General features: G+C 61.2%; 12 protein-coding genes. 4 read left to right on the plus strand and 8 right to left on the minus strand.

The genetic code is table 11. From position 1 onward, the window contains the following. Positions 1-785: 785 nt before the first annotated feature. The 5 genes from IM543_15305 to IM543_15325 all read right to left on the minus strand — a co-directional run bounded on the left by IM543_15305 (position 786) and on the right by IM543_15325 (position 9,368). Complete coding sequence (locus tag IM543_15305) at positions 786-3,929, minus strand: CusA/CzcA family heavy metal efflux RND transporter (protein QOY92956.1); 3,144 nt, start codon at positions 3,927-3,929, stop codon at positions 786-788. 15 nt (positions 3,930-3,944) lie between these two features. Further along, positions 3,945-5,213 carry an efflux RND transporter periplasmic adaptor subunit gene (locus IM543_15310; GenBank protein ID QOY92957.1) on the minus strand — a complete coding sequence of 423 codons (1,269 nt, stop codon included), beginning with the start codon at positions 5,211-5,213 and terminating at the stop codon, positions 3,945-3,947. After that, positions 5,210-6,496 (minus strand): TolC family protein, encoded by a 1,287-nt coding sequence (locus tag IM543_15315; protein QOY96704.1) that lies wholly within the window; start codon positions 6,494-6,496, stop codon positions 5,210-5,212. Before IM543_15315 ends, IM543_15310 begins: the two co-directional genes overlap by 4 nt. An 89-nt stretch (positions 6,497-6,585) precedes the next feature. Next, entirely contained in the window at positions 6,586-6,945 is a 360-nt protein-coding gene (locus IM543_15320; GenBank protein QOY92958.1) for a hypothetical protein, read from the minus strand. Beyond that, positions 6,945-9,368, minus strand: a complete 2,424-nt coding sequence (locus IM543_15325; protein QOY92959.1) for a heavy metal translocating P-type ATPase — start codon at positions 9,366-9,368, stop codon at positions 6,945-6,947. Before IM543_15325 ends, IM543_15320 begins: the two co-directional genes overlap by 1 nt. 93 nt (positions 9,369-9,461) lie before the next feature. On the opposite strand from IM543_15325, the gene cadR reads away from it, so the two are divergent. Together cadR and mntP are read left to right on the plus strand one after the other, a co-directional pair. Further along, on the plus strand, positions 9,462-9,890 hold the full coding sequence (gene cadR / locus IM543_15330; protein QOY92960.1) for a Cd(II)/Pb(II)-responsive transcriptional regulator: 429 nt from the start codon (positions 9,462-9,464) through the stop codon (positions 9,888-9,890). 260 nt (positions 9,891-10,150) lie between these two features. Next, positions 10,151-10,723: a manganese efflux pump MntP gene (gene mntP / locus IM543_15335; GenBank protein QOY92961.1), complete on the plus strand. Its 573-nt coding sequence runs from the start codon at positions 10,151-10,153 to the stop codon at positions 10,721-10,723. A gap of 466 nt (positions 10,724-11,189) precedes the next feature. Here mntP and IM543_15340 read toward each other — a convergent pair whose 3' ends face one another. From IM543_15340 to IM543_15350, 3 genes are all read right to left on the minus strand, one after another. Next, the gene (locus IM543_15340) at positions 11,190-13,616 is read right to left on the minus strand and encodes a heavy metal translocating P-type ATPase (protein ID QOY92962.1); all 2,427 of its coding nucleotides are present in this window, start codon (positions 13,614-13,616) and stop codon (positions 11,190-11,192) included. A gap of 278 nt (positions 13,617-13,894) precedes the next feature. Continuing rightward, a complete protein-coding gene (locus tag IM543_15345) occupies positions 13,895-14,617 on the minus strand; it encodes a DUF305 domain-containing protein (GenBank protein ID QOY92963.1) in 723 nt (240 codons plus the stop codon). Between the two features lie 682 nt (positions 14,618-15,299). Further along, positions 15,300-15,686 carry a DUF305 domain-containing protein gene (locus IM543_15350; GenBank protein ID QOY96705.1) on the minus strand — a complete coding sequence of 129 codons (387 nt, stop codon included), beginning with the start codon at positions 15,684-15,686 and terminating at the stop codon, positions 15,300-15,302. 265 nt (positions 15,687-15,951) lie between these two features. Between IM543_15350 and IM543_15355 the strand changes: the two genes are divergently transcribed. Continuing rightward, positions 15,952-16,380 carry a hypothetical protein gene (locus IM543_15355; GenBank protein ID QOY92964.1) on the plus strand — a complete coding sequence of 143 codons (429 nt, stop codon included), beginning with the start codon at positions 15,952-15,954 and terminating at the stop codon, positions 16,378-16,380. Positions 16,381-16,482: 102 nt separating this feature from the next. Next, a complete protein-coding gene (locus IM543_15360) occupies positions 16,483-16,851 on the plus strand; it encodes a hypothetical protein (protein QOY92965.1) in 369 nt (122 codons plus the stop codon). Positions 16,852-16,860 lie beyond the last annotated feature (9 nt).

Raw genomic sequence — 16,860 nt, forward strand, 5'->3', positions numbered from 1 at the left:
TTTGTGCAGCTGACTGATTGTTTTGACTTAAACAACTTGTGCGAGATGCTTTAACTCATCAAATCGCCTGAGAAATAAACTGTAGGCACGATCCGGACCGACTGGAACAATCTTGACCGCATGGGCTTCCGGAAGATGGCCCCACTCAACCCACGCTGGCGGAAGCAAGTCTCGCAGCTCAGTGGCCATGCTTATGAGATCAGCGTGTTTTACTGCAGGATGTTCATCGTTGAATCCGAATCGGCGGCGTAGTGCATCTTTCACGGGCTTAAGGTGTGATTTGACGTAGTCACGACCTAACATTACCTTTACAGGCGATGGCCAGTCCCCGAGAAACTCTTCGCAGTCGTGCATCAGCGCAGCATATGCCAGAGGCTCTGGTACGAGATGGGATACCATAACTGAATGTTCGGCGACTGAATACCATGGTCTTGCAGCCCCCCCCCACCGGGGTTGCGATGCAAGACATAAGGCGATGTCAGTAATCGGTAAACCAGTTGCGTCTGGAGCGAGCAAGTCAAGGACATAGCCTGATGGTAGCAAAATAGATGTGCGTCCATCTGGTTTATCTAAGAGTTCAAGTTGCATAATTCAACGTTTCGGTGTGACGATCACGATGCCATTGCTAGGATCCTGTAGAGAAATTATGCTCGATGGTTCCGCTGCCCTGGTTCTGCTGTCATCCTACATCGTCCTGGTATGGTCGAACTAAAAAGTTTCGTGTAAGGCGATAGGGACAGTGTGGTCACCCTTCTGTATAGAAGGGTTGAGACGACGGTTAATCGCTAAGCCATCTTGTTCTTCTCCGCCTTACAGTGCATTGTGTAGTACATCAACGGCAGCAACAACAGGGTAAGCGCGGTCGACGACAGGACGCCGCCGATGACCACGGTTGCCAACGGCCGCTGGACTTCGGCACCGGTCCCGGTCGCGATTGCCATCGGCACGAACCCAAGCGATGCAACAAGCGCCGTCATCAGGACCGGACGCAGCCTCGTCACTGCTCCTTCATTCACAGCGTCGATCAGCGGCCGTCCTTCATCCCGCAGGTTGCGGATAAAGGAGATCATCACCAGGCCGTTCAGCACCGCCACACCCGAAAGCGCGATGAAACCCACGGCGGCGGAGATCGACATCGGAATGTCACGCAGCCAGAGCGCGAAAATGCCGCCGGTAAGTGCGAACGGTATGCCTGTAAAGACGAGCAGGCCATCCTTCACGGTGTTGAACATGACAAACAGCAAGGCAAAGACCAGCATGAGCGACGCGGGTATGACGACCTGAAGCCGCTTGGCTGCCGCCTGCAGGTTTTCGAACTGTCCGCCCCACGTCGTCCAGTAACCGGTCGGCACTTTCACGTCTGCCTGGATGCGCTGCTGCGCGTCTGCGACGAACGAACCGATATCACGGCCACGCACATTCGCCGTGACAACAACGCGACGCTTGCCCTGCTCCCGGCTCATCTGGTTGGGGCCGGGCGCCATCTCGAACGACGCGATCTCCCCGAGCGTGATGAAGTGCTGCGCACCTTCGGCAGTTCCCGCCGGCAGTGGAACCGGAAGCCGCTTCAAGGCGTCGATATCGCTACGCACCGCCTCGGGCAGTCGCACCACGATGTCGAAGCGCCGATCCCCCTCGAACAGCGTGCCTGCTTCACGACCGGCGGTTGCCGTCGCAATCATGTCCTGCACGTCGGCAATGTTCAGGCCCATCCTCGCGGCCCGCTCCCGGTCGACCCGGATCTGGAGCATCGGCAGGCCGGTGGTCTGCTCGACCGCAACTTCGCTGGCACCCGGAACTTTCTCAAGAACTTCGCCGATACGGGCAGCCGTCGTGTTGAGGGTATCGAGGTCGTCGCCGAACACCTTTACCGCGACGTCACTGCGCACTCCTGAAATGAGCTCGTTGACCCTGAGCTGGATCGGCTGGCTGAACTCGTAACTATTGCCCGGCAGGGTTTCGACCGTTTCCTGGATGGCTGCGAGGAGCTCGTCGCGCGTCTTCTTCGGCCTGGGCCACTCGCTCTCAGGTTTGAGCATGATGTAGCCGTCTGCGACGCTTGGCGGCATCGGGTCGGAGGCAACCTCCGCGGTGCCGATGCGGGCAAATACGCGCGCAATTTCCGGAAACTTCTTCATCAAGGTGGTTTCGATCTGCTGCTGCATCTTGACCGACTGCGTCAGGCTCGTCCCCGGCACCCGCACGGTCAGCACGGCGAGATCGCCCTCGTTCATAGTGGGTACGAACTCCGTTCCGAGCCTGGTCGCCAGCAGTGCCGAGAGGGCGAGCACGATGCCGGCGAAGGCCAGGGCAACCGGCCTGTTCGCCATCACATACCGCAGGGCCGGCTCGTAATAGCGCCGCGCTGCGTGCATCAGGCGGCTTTCCTTTTCCTCGATATGCTTGTTCATGAACAGGGCAACGGCTGCAGGAACGAAGGTAACCGAGAGGATCATCGCGCCCAACAGGGCGACCACCACCGTGAACGCCATCGGATGGAACATTTTCCCTTCGATGCCCGTGAGCACGAAGATCGGGAGATAGACAATCATGATGATCAACTGGCCAAACAGCAGCGGACGCCTGGCTTCCTGCGCAGCCAGGAATACCTCATCGAACCGCTCCTGCATGGTCAGGGTGCGGCCGTGACGCGCCTGCGCGTGGGCGAGGCGCCGGACGCAGTTCTCGACGATGACGACCGCGCCGTCGACGATGATGCCGAAGTCGAGTGCACCCAGGCTGAGCAGGTTCGCGCTGATGTTGTTGCCCACCATGCCGGAGAAGGTGAACAGCATCGAGAGCGGAATGACCATCGCGGTCAGGAGCGCCGCTCGCATATTCCCAAGGAACAGGAAGAGCACTGCGATCACCAGCACGGCCCCTTCGAGCAGATTGTTCTTGACCGTATTGATTGCTTTCTCGACCAGGACAGTGCGGTCGTACACCGTGACGGCCCTGACCCCGGGCGGCAGGGTGCGATTGATCTCGGCCATCTTCTTGTCGACCGCGGTCGATACCGCCCGGCTGTTCTCGCCGATCAGCATGAACACGGTCCCCAGCACGACCTCCTGTCCGTTCTCGGTGGCGGCACCGGTGCGCAGCTCGCGGCCGATCGACACCTCGGCCACGTCGCGCACCCGCACCGGCGTGCCGTGGCTGCTCGACACGACGACGCTTCCGAGATCGGCGATCGATTCGACCTGGCCTGGCGCGCGGATCAGGTATTGCTCCCCTGCCCGTTCGATGTATCCGGCGCCGACGTTGCTGTTGTTGCGTTCCAGCGCAGTGACGACGTCCGCAAGGCTCAAGCCGTACGACGACAGGAGGTTGGGGTTGGGCGCGACCAGGAACTCCTTGTTGAAGCCGCCGATGGAATTGATCTCGGTGACGCCCGGCACGTTGCGCAGCTGTGGTTTGATGATCCAGTCCTGCACTTCGCGCAGGTCCGTTGGCGTATAGGGCGAGCCATCCGCCTTCTTCGCTCCTGGAACGGTCTCGACAGTCCAGAGGTAGATTTCACTCAGTCCCGTGGCGATCGGCCCCATCTCGGGGGTGACGCCGGCTGGCAGTTCCTCGCGTGCGTCCTGCAGCCGCTGGCTGACCAGCTGGCGGGCGAAGTGGATGTCGGTGCCGTCCTTGAAGACGACGGTCACTTGCGACAGGCCGTAGCGCGACAGTGAGCGGAACGACTCGAGTTGCGGCAATCCCGACATCAGGGACTCGATTGGGAACGTGATGCGCTGCTCCGTCTCGAGCGGCGAAAAGCCCGGAGCGGCCGTATTGATCTGCACCTGCACGTTGGTCACGTCCGGTACGGCATCGATGGGGAGTCGCTGGTAGTTGTAGACACCGGCCACCGCCATGACCAGGACGAGGAACATGACGATCCAGCGGTGCTCGATGGAAGCACGAATAATTCGATTAAACATGGTCGTGGTCCCCGTTCAATGCTCGTGCTCGGCGTCGCCCTTGGCTTGCTCGGCCTTGATGGCGAAGCTGCCAGCGCCGGCGTACTGCTCACCCGCCTTCATGCCTTTGATAATCTCGACCAGGCGCCCGTCCGAGCGGCCAACCGACACGGGCTGGGCCATGAAGCCCTCGCCCACGCGCTTGAACACGACCTGGCGTCCCTCGACCGTCTGGAGCGCCTCCTTGGCGACAGCCACAGGCACCTCCGCCGAGCCGGTGACGATGTCCACATTGACAAAGAGTCCCGGCCGCCACGCGGTCTTTGGATTGTCCAGGACGACCCGGGCCTTGGCCGAGCGCGACTCTTCGCCAATCAGGCTGCTGACGAAACTGACCTTGCCTGGCGCCGTCGTGCTTGACGCGACCGAGCGGATGACCGCTTCGGTACCGACGCGAACGATTTCCAGGTCCTTGGCCGGCACGACGACGTCAGCCCACACGGTCGACAGGTCCGACACGGTGAAGATGCGCGTGTCAGCGCCGACGACTTCGCCCTGGGCCACATGCTTTTCCACGATCGTCCCGCCAAACGGTGCACGCACCTGCAGGCGGTTGCTTGCCCAGGAAACGCCACCTGCGCTGCCGCCCTGACCGCCGAGTGCCGCCAGTTTCTGCCGTGCGCCCTGCAGGGCGATTTCAGCTTCTCTCAGATCGCTTTCCGCCTTGAGATAGTCCTGGCGGGCGGAGATCTTCTCCTCCCAAAGCGTCTTTTCCGATGCGTACACGCTGCGCGCGTAGGTGACGCGTTTCTCGGCCGCAGCCAGATCCGCACGCTGACCGGCGATATCGGCACTGGCGATGAGGACGAGGACATCGCCTTTTCTGACGTTCTGGCCCAGCGTTGCGGCAACCCGCTCCACCGCACCAGGCGCACGTGCAGTGACGTGGGCGGTGCGATCCTCGTTGAGGGCGATCTGGCCAGGCATCCGGATGAAAGTGTCGAGATGCGCCGCGGCCGCGGTCTGCATCGTGATGCCGGCGAGCTTGATCTGGTCGTCCGTGAAACGGATCGCGCCTTCGCCTTCCTGCTGCTCACTGTGCTTTTCGCCGGCATGTTCGTCGCCCTTACCCGCGTCTCCTTCCCCTTTTGCCTCCTTGTGTTCGTCTTTTTCGCCGTGCTCGGCGACCTCGCTGTGTTCAGCCTCTTGTGCGCCGCCATTGCGGCCCTTGAATACGACGAACCCGCCAAACGCGATGGCCAGGGCCACCATGATCGCGATGACCTGCAACTGATTCTTGTTCATTGTTGCTCCTGTGCCTGGGTGGTGCCGCTGAGCGGGCCTGTCGCGCCGACGAGTCGATCGATCTCGGCCGATGCCCGGTAGCTCTCCGCCACCGCCAGCAGATATTGGTTTTTCGATTGGAACAGGGTGCGCTGCGCGTCGAGCACTTCCAGGAAGCTGAATTTGCCAAGCTCGAACCCGCGGCTGGCGGCCTGGTAGGTACTCTCGGCTCCGGGAAGCATGTCCGTCGAGATCAAGGCCGCTTCCTCGAGGGCCACAGCCATGCGCGCATGGGCGTCGTACAGCTCGGCGCGCAGGCGCAGTGATTCGGCCGCCAGCTCGTCGCGCGCCTTGTCGGTGCGGCGCAAGGATTCAAGCAGGCTGCCCTGGTTACGGTTGAACAATGGCAGCGGGACCGACAATCCCACCACGGTCTGCCTGTGGCCATCCTCACGCTTGGTGCCTACCGCGACCGTTACATCCGGCATGCGTCTTGTACGCTCGACGTCGACCACGGCCTGGCGGTGCTCGATAAGTGCGCGTGCACGCTCTACGCCAGGCGCACGCTCTAGCTGCGCGAGCAGCGCCGGCAACGCTGCAAGGCGCGGCAGCTCGATCGCATCCGGGCGCGCAACTTCGATGTTGTGCGGGTCTTCGCCTACCATTGCCGCCAGCTTGCCCTTGGCGCGCGCAAGCTCGCGCCTGGCCTGCACCGCGTCGATGCGCACGCTTGCCTGTGCGACCCTGGCCCGGGTCTCCTCGACCGGCGACACCTTCCCCGCGAGAACCCGTTTGCCGGCCACGTCGGTCGCCTTCGCGGCGATCGACGCAATCTCGTCGGCCAGGCGGCTGCGCTCCATTGCTGCGACCACTTCGTAAAAGGCCGCGATGGTCTCGCCGCGCACGCGCGCGCGAACAGCGCCGGCATCCAGGGAGGCAACATGCTGCTCGCGCTCGGCCGCACGAATGCGTGACGAACGTTTGCCGCCAAGTTCGAGTGGAATATTCACCTGGACCGTCGAAGTACGGTTCGGCTCGTCGGAACCTTCACGCAACAGTTCAAGTTCTGGATTGGGAATGATCCCTGCCTGCTTCACTGCACCTGCCTGTGCAGCCACTTCGTTGAGTGCGGCGCGGATCTCCGGATGCACCCGCATCGCTCGCTCCACGGCCGCGTCAACCGTCAGCGGGATTGTCGCGATTTGCCTCGATTCAGTTGGAGCGGCAGCTCCCGGCTGGGCTTGCGCAAGGAACGGCACACAGCCCATCCCCGCTATCGCAAGCGATAGAATTGCTTTCTTCATTTTTTCTCCGAACAAGGTTTCCATTCGGCGTCGACGTATCCGTACCGCCCGTTAGGTCGAGCGTTCCGGATTCGAGCGAATCCGCAGTGTCAAGCGCGGAATGACCAGTCGGGCCGGGGAATCAAGTCGGGGATGTGCGAAGAATAGCGGGAAGATTCAGTCCGGATGTGAGTGCTCAGGCCTGGCTGCGCCAACGCGGGGGCGGCGGGCGCAATCGCATTCGATGGGACGTGATGGCAATACTCGCAGTCGGTATCAGCCTGGACCTTCTTTGTCTCGTGCTTGCCGTCGTCCGTGGTTTCGTCGTCCCTGGTTTCGTCGTGCTTGTGTACGTGGTGACCGAAGTGGGGAGCGGCCGCTTCCTCGTGCGCGCAATACGTACCTGCAATCGCCCAGGAGAACTGGAGCGGCAGGAGCACGAGCAGGAAAATCAGGAAGTAGCGTTTCATCAGGTTTTTGGGCGCAGCAAGCGCAGGCCATTGAAGACAACAAGCAAGCTCGCGCCCATGTCGGCGAACACAGCCATCCATAGTGTAGCCGAACCGGCAATGGCCAGCAGGAGAAACACGGCCTTGATCGCCAGCGCAGCAAAGATATTCTGCTTGAGGATCGAGCTCACCTGTTTGCTCAGGCGAATGAACTGAGGGATCTTGCGTAAATCGTCATCCATCAGTGCGACGTCGGCCGTCTCGATAGCGGTATCGGTACCGGCCGCGCCCATCGCGAAGCCGATGTTTGCTTTGGCCAGCGCCGGGGCATCGTTGATCCCGTCACCGACCATGCCAACAACCCCGTGCCGCGCGATCTCTTCATCGACCGCCGCCAGCTTGTCCTCCGGCAGCAGGTTGCCTCGGGCATCATCGATGCCGACCTGGCGGGCGATGGCGGCCGCGGTGACTCTGTTGTCGCCTGTGAGCATGACGGTACGAACGCCTAGCTTGTGAAGCTGGACAATCGCTTCACGGCTGGTTTCACGAATGGTATCGGCCACACCAATGATCAAGAGCGGCGCCGCCTCGTCACATAACACCACTGCGGTCTTGCCCTCGCCTTCGAGTTTCGCGAGCACCGCCTCGGTTGCGTCGTTGCAGATACCTAGCTCCTCCACCAGCCGGTGGTTGCCTAGGTAGTACCACTTGCCGTCGATTTTGCCTTTCGTGCCACGGCCAGTCAGCGCTTCGAAGTCTGTTACGGTCGACACTGGGGCAGAACCTGCCTGATCCGACCAGTGGCGGCTCACCGCGGTCGACACCGGGTGGTCCGAGCGGTCGGCTAGCGATGCCGCCAGTTGCAGCGCGCTGCCCGCATCCCCCCGCAGCGCGGATACATCGGTCACGACTGGTTTGCCCTGCGTGATGGTGCCGGTCTTGTCCAGTGCCAGCGAACGCACTTTGCCGCCCTCTTCAAGATAGACGCCACCCTTGATCAGGATTCCCATTCTGGCTGCGGCGGCAAGGCCGCTCACGACCGTCACCGGGGTCGAAATCACGAGTGCGCAGGGACAGGCGATCACGAGCAGTACGAGCGCCTTGTAGATCCATGGCATCCACTCCGCCCCCAACACTAGCGGCGGGAAGATGGCGACCGCAAGTGCCAGCGCGAACACGATCGGCGTATAGACCTTGGAGAACTTGTCGACAAAGCGCTGGGTAGGTGCGCGGCTGCCCTGCGCCTCTTCGACTGCGCGGATGATGCGCGAGAGCGTCGAATTGCTGTGGGCAGCCGTGACACGGTATTCGAACGACCCGGTCTCGTTGACCGTGCCGGCGAACACCATGTCGCCCACTGATTTCGAAACCGGAATGCTTTCGCCCGTGATCGAGGCCTGGTTCACCGCAGATTGACCGGTCGTCAGCGTACCATCCAGGGCAATCCTTTCTCCGGGCCCAACGCGCGCAGTGGTGCCAACCGTGACGCTTGCGGCTTCGCGTTCGGCCCAGGTACCGTCCTCCAGGCGCACGTGTGCGGTGTCCGGCGTCAGGGCAACCAGGCCCTGGATTGCGTTTCTTGCCCTGTCGAGCGAACGCGCCTCGATCAATTCGGCAAGCGCAAACAGGACCATGACCATCGCCGCTTCCGGCCATTGGCCGATCAGTACCGCCCCGGTGACGGCAATCGACATCAAGGCGTTGATGTTGAGGTTGCGGTTTTTGAGCGCTATCCAGCCCTTCTTGTAGACGCCTAGGCCGGAAGCGGCGATGGCGGCCACCGCCAGGAGAATGACCGGCACCGAATTTTCCACGCCGGTGCTCCAGGCGACGAGCTCGGCGCCGATAGCCGCGGCCAGGCCGAGTAAAAGGCTTATGAACTGCTTTTTCTGGGTCGGCGGCGCCGTCGTCGCAGCACGCTCGCCCGTCGCATTTGCAACTGTCGTCGCCTGCATCCCGATCGACTCCAGGGCTTTTTCGATCTGGGAAACAGGGCCACTGTGCCAGACAGCCAGGCGTCGCTGTACCAGGTTGAACTCCAGCTTCTCGACTCGGGGTACGCCGGCGAGCTTGCTGCGAATGAGGGCTTCCTCGGTCGGGCAATCCATGTTCTCGATCCGGAACACGGTATGTGCGGCATTCACCCCGACGACGACGTCGCCCTCGACGACCGGCTCCATGCCAACGGACCGAATGGCGGCGATGATGGGAGCCGGATCAGGCAGACTGTGCGAGACCCGCAGCTTCCGCTGAACGAGATTGAAGTCCAGCTGCCCGACGCCGGCCACCCGGCCCAGCGCCTGGCGCAGCAGCCCCTCTTCGGTTGGGCAGTCCATCTGCGCAATGCTCAGCTCGAGTGCGCTTGTGCCCATGGCCACACTCGCGGCGGCCGGACGCACCGCGCCCGACTTTGCGCAACAGGACTTGCTCTGGCATTCCGACATGTCGATCCCCCTGCAAACTGTGTATAGTTCGCATTTAAAACCCTGTAGCTGGTGCAGGGTCAAGCGTTTAGCGACCGAAACAGGACAATCTCGATGAAAATTGGTGAACTCGCGGAGCGATCCGGCTGCCTGGTGGAGACCATCCGCTATTACGAGCGAGTCGGTCTGCTTATGCCGCCTGAGCGCGCATCGAATAATTACCGGACCTATAACGAACGGCACAGCGAGCGTCTGCTGTTCATACGTCATTGCCGGGCGCTGGACATGACTTTGGATGAAATCCGGACCTTGCTCGACTTTCGGGACGACCCGGAAGTCGAGTGTGTCGGGGTGAACGACCTCCTTGACAAGCACATCGGTCACGTCGTCGAGCGGATCCAGGCGCTGACGGCCCTGGAAGCGCAGTTGCGCGAGCTGAGGGGCCGCTGTGTAGTCGCTGATACGACGAGCTCATGCGCAATCTTGCGTGCGCTCGGCACCGAGAGCAGCTGTGAAGTCTCGGCGCACCGGATTCATGGTTAGACATGCCGGCATGTTCTACTGACCATGGATGAATCCTCAAGCATATGTGGTCGACAGTTGAGTTTCGCCCCTGGGTCAGGTATAGTCCCGCCGTCCTTTGGGAACAGCCTTCTTCCGCCCTGGAAGTTCCCGTATCAACATACTCGGCGCAGTCGCCGTGGTACGGGCAGCCGTTTCGGTTGGCAAGACCATTGGCATACCTGCGCGCCACGTCGGGCCGCGCAGCTATGCCTTTGCGTTAGCCCGACCTGAAAGTACTCATGAATTCCGCTGCTATCGCTGCCCTCGCCCTCGCCATGTCCACCGACGCTTTCGCGGCCGCCGTCGGCAAGGGGGCTGCGCTCCAACGCGTACAAATCAAGGAAGCCCTCCGGACCGGCCTCATTTTCGGCGTGATCGAATGCCTGACTCCCGTGGCCGGCTGGGCCCTCGGGACGGTGGCGGCGCCCTACGTGTCCGCTTGGGACCACTGGATCGCCTTCGTCCTGCTTCTGGTGTTGGGTTTGAAAATGGTCCGCGAGGGCCTGTCGGCGCCCGAGGCAGAAGAAACCAGGCCTGAGTCGCACACATTCTGGGTGCTGGCGATTACCGGTTTCGCCACCAGCATCGATGCCATGGCAGTCGGCGTCGGCCTGGCCTTCATCGATGCCAATATCTGGATTGTCGCTTCGGCGATCGGTCTAGCAACCTTTACGATGGTCACGATCGGCGTCATGGTCGGTCGCGGCATCGGATCGGTGATCGGCAAGCGCGCGGAGCTGCTTGGCGGCCTGGTGCTGATCGTTGTTGGCTCGCTTATCCTTTACGAACACCTCACCAAGGCAGTCGGATAATTTGGTCGATGATCAGGCGGCCGCGACGGTCGACATGCATCTCCCTGACCTTCGCCAGACGAGCCAGGCGCCGGCGCCTGTGGCGCTCCGGACCACGGGTCCCTGGAACTCGTGTCGCATCCGGAGCCCTGCTTACCTCTTGGCTCGCGCCCGTTTCTTGCTTCTTCGGCCTGCGGATTCCGCGCGTGCAATCTGACGCCTCCGTTGCCGCCGCCGCTGCACTTCCCAATACACGACACAGCCGAGCGCGACGAGGGCAAAAATGGCGCCGACAAAGGCGACAAGGTCGAGCGTTTCACGTGTGACGACAACATTCATGGTCTATGTGCGAAGAATAAGATGAGCCCCGCAGCGCAGTTCGTCACGAACAAAGCAAGAGCAGCCTGCAATCGCGAAGAGCTTCTGTTTGCGGAGCCACGCATTTTCGCATACCTCGGGGACAGACCAGAGACCTGCCCTGCCAGACTTATCCTGTTTCCTTCGTTCCGCCAGCCGTCCCACGCAACCGCAATGCGTTCCCGATCACCGATACTGAACTGAGGCTCATCGCCAGGGCGGCGATCATCGGCGACAGCAGTTGCCCGGTGAAAGGATAAAGAACGCCCGCGGCGAGCGGAATCCCAAGCGCGTTGTAGACGAATGCAAAGCCGAGGTTCTGCCGCATGTTGCGCACGGTCTCGAGCGACAGCAGGCGGGAGCTTGCAATCGTCCTCAGGTCGCCTTTGATCAGGGTAACGTGCGCAGAGTTGATGGCGACATCCGTACCCGTCCCCATTGCGATGCCGACGTTGGCTTTCGCCAGCGCAGGTGCGTCGTTAATGCCATCGCCAGCCATTGCCACCACCCGTCCCTGCTGCTGCAGTCGCTCTACCAGGGCCAGTTTATCCCGAGGCTTGACCTCGCCATGGACCTCAGCGATTCCCAGCTTCGCCGCGACTGCTTTCGCAGTGGTGACACCGTCACCGGTTGCCATCACGACCGTCATTCCCGCGTCACGAAGCGTTGCCAAAGCTTCGGGAGTAGTCTGCTTGATTGGGTCGGACACGGCGATGAGTCCGACGAGCTTGCCTTGCAACGCCAGATACATGACGCTTGCGCCCACTTGCCGAAGGTCTTCCGCGGCAGGCTGCAAGGGTCGCCAATCGACCTTCTCGATATCCATGAGTGCCGTATTGCCCAGGGCTACCTGCTGCCCCTTCAACTTTCCTCGCACGCCAATACCGCTTGAGGACTCGAAGGTTTCAGGCTTGTCCAAGGCGAGGTTGCGCCGGCGGGCCTCGGCGACGATCGCATGGGCCAGCGGATGTTCGCTACCCTGGTCGATACTGGCTGCAACCTGAAGAACATCTTCCTCCTGGAATCCGGCGGCAGGAATGGCGCGGTCAAAGGCTGGCTTGCCTTCCGTGAGCGTGCCTGTCTTGTCGACGATGATGGTATCGACCTTGCGCATCGCTTCGATCGCTGCGGCATCCCGGAACAGGACCCCCTGGGTAGCAGCACGGCCTGTCGCCGCCATGATCGACATCGGCGTCGCCAGGCCGAGCGCACAGGGACACGCGATGATCAGGACCGCGACGGCATTGACGAATCCGTAGACCCAGCTGGGTTCGGGCCCGAATAGACCCCAACCGAACAAGGTAAGCAGTGCGATAACGACGACCACGACCACGAAATAGCCGGCCACGACGTCCGCCAGCCGCTGCATGGGGGCCCGGGAGCGCTGAGCCTGAGCCACCATTTGAACAATCTGGGAGAGCATCGTCTGCGATCCTACTCGTTCGGAGCGAATGATCAGGCTGCCGCTGGCATTGATCGTCGCACCGATGACCTTGTCCCCCGGCCGCTTCGTCACCGGTAGCGGTTCGCCGGTAAGCATCGCTTCGTCCACCGCGCTTTCGCCCTCGACAACGGTGCCGTCGGCCGGCACCTTCTCGCCAGGCCGCACGCGCAGCAGGTCGCCGATATGGACATGCGAAAGCTCGACATCCTCCTCGGTTCCGTCCGCTCGTATACGGCGGGCTGTTTTAGGCGCGAGGCCAAGCAGGGATTTGATGGCTGCCGAGGTCTGTGAGCGGGCGCGCAGCTCCAGGATCTGGCCTAGCAGGGTCAACGATACGATCACTGCGGCCGCCTCGTAGTAGACGCCAATACGGCCGTGCTCGGCGAACGTCGCAGGGAACAATCCGGGCGCGAGGGTCGCGACGACGCTGTACCCGTAGGCGGCGCTCACTCCGAGACTGATCAGAGTCCACATGTTGGGGCTGCGGTTCCTGATCGACTGGGCACCGCGCAGGAAGAATGGCCCCCCGGCCCAAAGCACGACCGGTGTACTGAGGACGAGCTCAATCCAGCTTTGATACGCCAGGCCACCGCTGAAGATGCGGTGCCCTGCCATGGCAAGCAGGGTGACTGTGATCGTCAACGGCAAGGTCCAGCGAAACCGGCGCCGGAAGTCGGCGAGCTCCGGATGATCTTCGTCCTCAAGCGTCGGCATCATGGGCTCCAACGCCATACCGCACTTCGGGCAGTTTCCGGGCGTGGGCTGTTGGATCTCGGGGTGCATCGGGCAGGTATAGATCGTTCCCGCAGGTGCTTCAGCAGGCACAGGCGTGTCATTTTCCTGCAGATAGGCTGCCGGGTTGGCGCGGAATTTGTCCATACACTTCGGGCTACAGAAGTGATAAACGCTACCCTCGTGCTCGATCCGCCGATCTTCCTTATCCGCCACTTTCATCCCGCATACCGGGTCGGTGTGTGGTTTCTCAGCTAACACGGACGCCAGGTCGCCCGATGCATCACCTGACTTCATTGTCCCGGCCGTGTGTCCAGAACGGGAATGGTGACCATGGTTTCCGTGCTGGTGGTCAGGATGCTTATGCAACTCGTGTTTCATAGTGGCTCCGACAAAGATACAGGTATGTTCTTCGCGCCAAATAACCCTGGGCCCAGGTGGTCTCGTCTGGTCGCTCCGTCGCACAATCAAGGGAACCTTGGATCTCTGCCGACGTCCCATGACCGTACACAGAACTCAATGTAGACCTTCCCATGGTGGAAAGGTCAAGCGTGCAAACGCGTCATCCGGCCGTCCCGGGACCATGCATGGCCGGCCGCCGAGACCTGACACCGAACAGGCTGGAAGGCTTGCCCTAACCGTTCCAGCCCGCATGGACCTTAGAGCTCGTTATGCTTGCGCTTGTCCCCGTTCATTGGAACGAAGCCGCAGTCGGAATACTGCTTGCACAGCTTTTCCCGCATGTCATTGATCCCGTTCTTCTGAACGATCACGATGTTCTCGCAGTACCGGCGTAATCCGTCATGATCAAGATCGCTCTTGACCATGCAGTGCACACTCGGCGCCAGTGCACTGAAGTGGTGGCTGCTGAAAGACCGCAGGAAGGCCTGGTTGAACTGCGCGCCGGCAGGCGTGGCCTCCAGGCTGGCAATCATCCGACGTCCCTCGGCCGTGAGCTGGGGATGATAGTGGACGCCATACCATTCCCGTAAAAAGTGCTGGGCACGGCCTATTTCCTCCCGCTGTACGCGGTTTCCCATGCGCGCCATCGACCTGATTTCGTCATCGCTCGCCTTGGGCGGAGTCGCGCTGAACCCGGGTGTCGGCGATGTGCCTTCTTGCGGGGCAACGACCTGCGCATCGCGCATCGGATCAGTACCAGAAGCGAGCTCGGTCATGCGTAGCGCCGAATAGTGATGGTTGATGATGAATACCAGGTAGTTTCTCTCGAACTGTGCGGTGTTGCCCCTGCCTGGCCCGTCGGCATGTGCGAGGCCAGCGCTGGCGACCAGCGCGCTCAGACCTAGTGCAGTGTTGCGGATCACTGCCCGGGATTGACGAAAGACAGTGATGCGGTTCAGTTTCTTGGCTGCGGTTTCCATGTTTCGCTCCTTAGATGAGTATCAATGGGCTTGCGTGCAAGAACGTGGGCCACGTCGACGGCGTCCCCTGAGCGATGGCGCCAATGCCCGCGCGCGAGAATGCGGGCTTGTTGGGTCATCGGGCAGGGGATTGCGCTCGTGGCGGCGATGCCCGTCCCCGGTCCCACGGCAGATCCGGAGTCGATAAGGCGCCGTCGAATCAGGCTCGAGGGGGCGGGTGAAGAACTGCGGGAACGTGGCTGGAAAACTCGGCCCGTAGAGAAAGCCAATTCTCCGGTGGGATGGGTGGGCTGCTAAATAACGGCAAGACGGTAACGGGAGCGTACGCCACGGCTGCGTCGGAACAGCAAAGCCGCTCGCCGTGGCAACAACTGCCATCTTCGGTTTCAGCGACCTCACCCGCCATTTCAGCACAATCGCCGGTTCCGGCTCCAATCTCGACTGTCATCGTGTGGCACGTGACGGCTGCGGTCGCATACCCGTGGTAGGTGACCATCAGACACAACGTGCACCAGACAATTTTGCGTAGGAGCGCGGCCATGCAAAAACTCTAACTCCTTCGCACGACGCTCCGCTACACGATACGAATGGGCAAACGCTCCACGGTATGTTCCTCCGGCTGAATCGGGGCACCGACGTGATGCACTTTCGGCACCCGGCACCCTGGAGCTACTACCGCTACTTACTTTTTTGGCGGATGGTATTTGGTCATCCACTGATCGAGCTTCTGGATCTCTTTGGTTTGATCAGAAATGATTTTTTTTGCCATCTGCTGCATCTGCGGATCCTTGCCGTTCTTTAATTGTGCTTTCGCCATATCGATGCCGGCCTGATGATGAGACCGCATCATCATTGCAAAATCGTGGTCGGGATTGCCCGTCATCGGCATGGTCGACATTTTCTGATGCATGTCCTGCATGGTCTTCATCATTTCCTGATGGGACATGTTCCCTTGCTGCGACGCTGTGGCAGAGGCAGATCCATGCTGGGCATGCTGGTCATGCTGTCCGGACTGGGCGAATGTGCTTCCCGCAGCGCCAAGAGTCAGCGCAACTGCCGCCGCAACCATAGCAATACGTGCCTGTACTTTTTTCATCCTGATCTCCTTGTTCAAATTGAACATCGTGCCGCAGCAATAGACAAATGCAGCACGTCCGTGCTGATTCTGTGAGGATTCAATACGCGTCTGCTGTGCGCTAGCGCACCCTATGTTGACATTGGTGCATCTGCATCTTTGGTGCGTTCGACGGTGATCCTGACTGCGTACATGCACACTTTACTCAGCCTTAAGCCCATTACTGGCCGAAAATTGTCGTGCTATACTCCGCTAGACCATGACCCGCACTCTCAAGACATTCCTGCTCTGGCTGTTGATTGCCGTGCTACCGCTCAACGCGGTTGCTGGCAGCCTTGGCATGTCTTGCTCGCCGGTTCATCAGCAGTTGCAAGAACCGACTGTCACCGGTGTGCTTCACCAGAAAGACATGACTGATGCACATGCTCAGCATGGCACAGAGCATGCAGGCCATGCGGTTGACTCGACGGCTGCAGCCGCTTCGCTCGCCCCAGATGTCGAGAAGCAACCACACACTTCCTGCGGTGCGTGTTCGGCTTTCTGCCTCGGCGCAGCCGCACCACCTTCAACCGATCTCGCTGTTCCTTCCTTCAACGGCTCCGACGTCGTTCTCCCTTCGCCTGCCGCGTTTGCCGTGGGCTTCATCCAGGACGGCCCCCAGCGCCCTCCCCGGCACCAATCCGCTTAATCGAAACAAGAGCTGACCCGGCTGTTTGCAGCCGCCGGCGTTGCGCCTCTTGAGCATCAGCGCGTGCGTACGCACGCCCGTTTCCGATTTTGAGGATTGAACATGAAACTCAAGCTTTGGGCTGCCACTATTGGCGCCCTGCTGGCTGTGCCTGTTTCCGCACTGGCCCAGCAATCCCTGCACGCGCCTGACCCGGCAGATCCACGCGTTGCCGTTCCGCCTGCACTGTACGAATCCGCCTTCACGAGCGCTTCCCTGCCTAAACCGGAACAGAGCGATGTTACGCCCGACAAGGTCTGGCGAGCCGCAAACGACACCGTAGCTGGAGGCCCGGGGCATGCCGGGCATGGCGCCGCGCACGAGACCAACCCTGCGCCAGCCAGCAGCCACGCACACGCCGGACATGCGGCGCCGGCACCCGCTGCGAAGCCAGCCGTTCAGCCTGCTGCCGACCACAGCAAACATCACTAAGCCAAGGCA

The organism is Massilia sp. UMI-21 (assembly GCA_015277795.1).
Classification (GTDB): Bacteria; Pseudomonadota; Gammaproteobacteria; order Burkholderiales; family Burkholderiaceae_D; genus Telluria.

Excerpts from the sequence above, each read along its gene's own strand:
- IM543_15315 (QOY96704.1), bottom strand. The coding sequence starts at position 6,496 with ATGAAGAAAGCAATTCTATCGCTTGCGATAGCGGGGATGGGCTGTGTG.
- IM543_15305 (QOY92956.1), bottom strand. The coding sequence starts at position 3,929 with ATGTTTAATCGAATTATTCGTGCTTCCATCGAGCACCGCTGGATCGTC.
- mntP (QOY92961.1), top strand. The coding sequence starts at position 10,151 with ATGAATTCCGCTGCTATCGCTGCCCTCGCCCTCGCCATGTCCACCGAC.
- IM543_15340 (QOY92962.1), bottom strand. The coding sequence starts at position 13,616 with ATGAAACACGAGTTGCATAAGCATCCTGACCACCAGCACGGAAACCAT.
- cadR (QOY92960.1), top strand. The coding sequence starts at position 9,462 with ATGAAAATTGGTGAACTCGCGGAGCGATCCGGCTGCCTGGTGGAGACC.
- IM543_15320 (QOY92958.1), bottom strand. The coding sequence starts at position 6,945 with ATGAAACGCTACTTCCTGATTTTCCTGCTCGTGCTCCTGCCGCTCCAG.
- IM543_15325 (QOY92959.1), bottom strand. The coding sequence starts at position 9,368 with ATGTCGGAATGCCAGAGCAAGTCCTGTTGCGCAAAGTCGGGCGCGGTG.
- IM543_15360 (QOY92965.1), top strand. The coding sequence starts at position 16,483 with ATGAAACTCAAGCTTTGGGCTGCCACTATTGGCGCCCTGCTGGCTGTG.
- IM543_15345 (QOY92963.1), bottom strand. The coding sequence starts at position 14,617 with ATGGAAACCGCAGCCAAGAAACTGAACCGCATCACTGTCTTTCGTCAA.
- IM543_15310 (QOY92957.1), bottom strand. The coding sequence starts at position 5,213 with ATGAACAAGAATCAGTTGCAGGTCATCGCGATCATGGTGGCCCTGGCC.
- IM543_15355 (QOY92964.1), top strand. The coding sequence starts at position 15,952 with ATGACCCGCACTCTCAAGACATTCCTGCTCTGGCTGTTGATTGCCGTG.
- IM543_15350 (QOY96705.1), bottom strand. The coding sequence starts at position 15,686 with ATGGTTGCGGCGGCAGTTGCGCTGACTCTTGGCGCTGCGGGAAGCACA.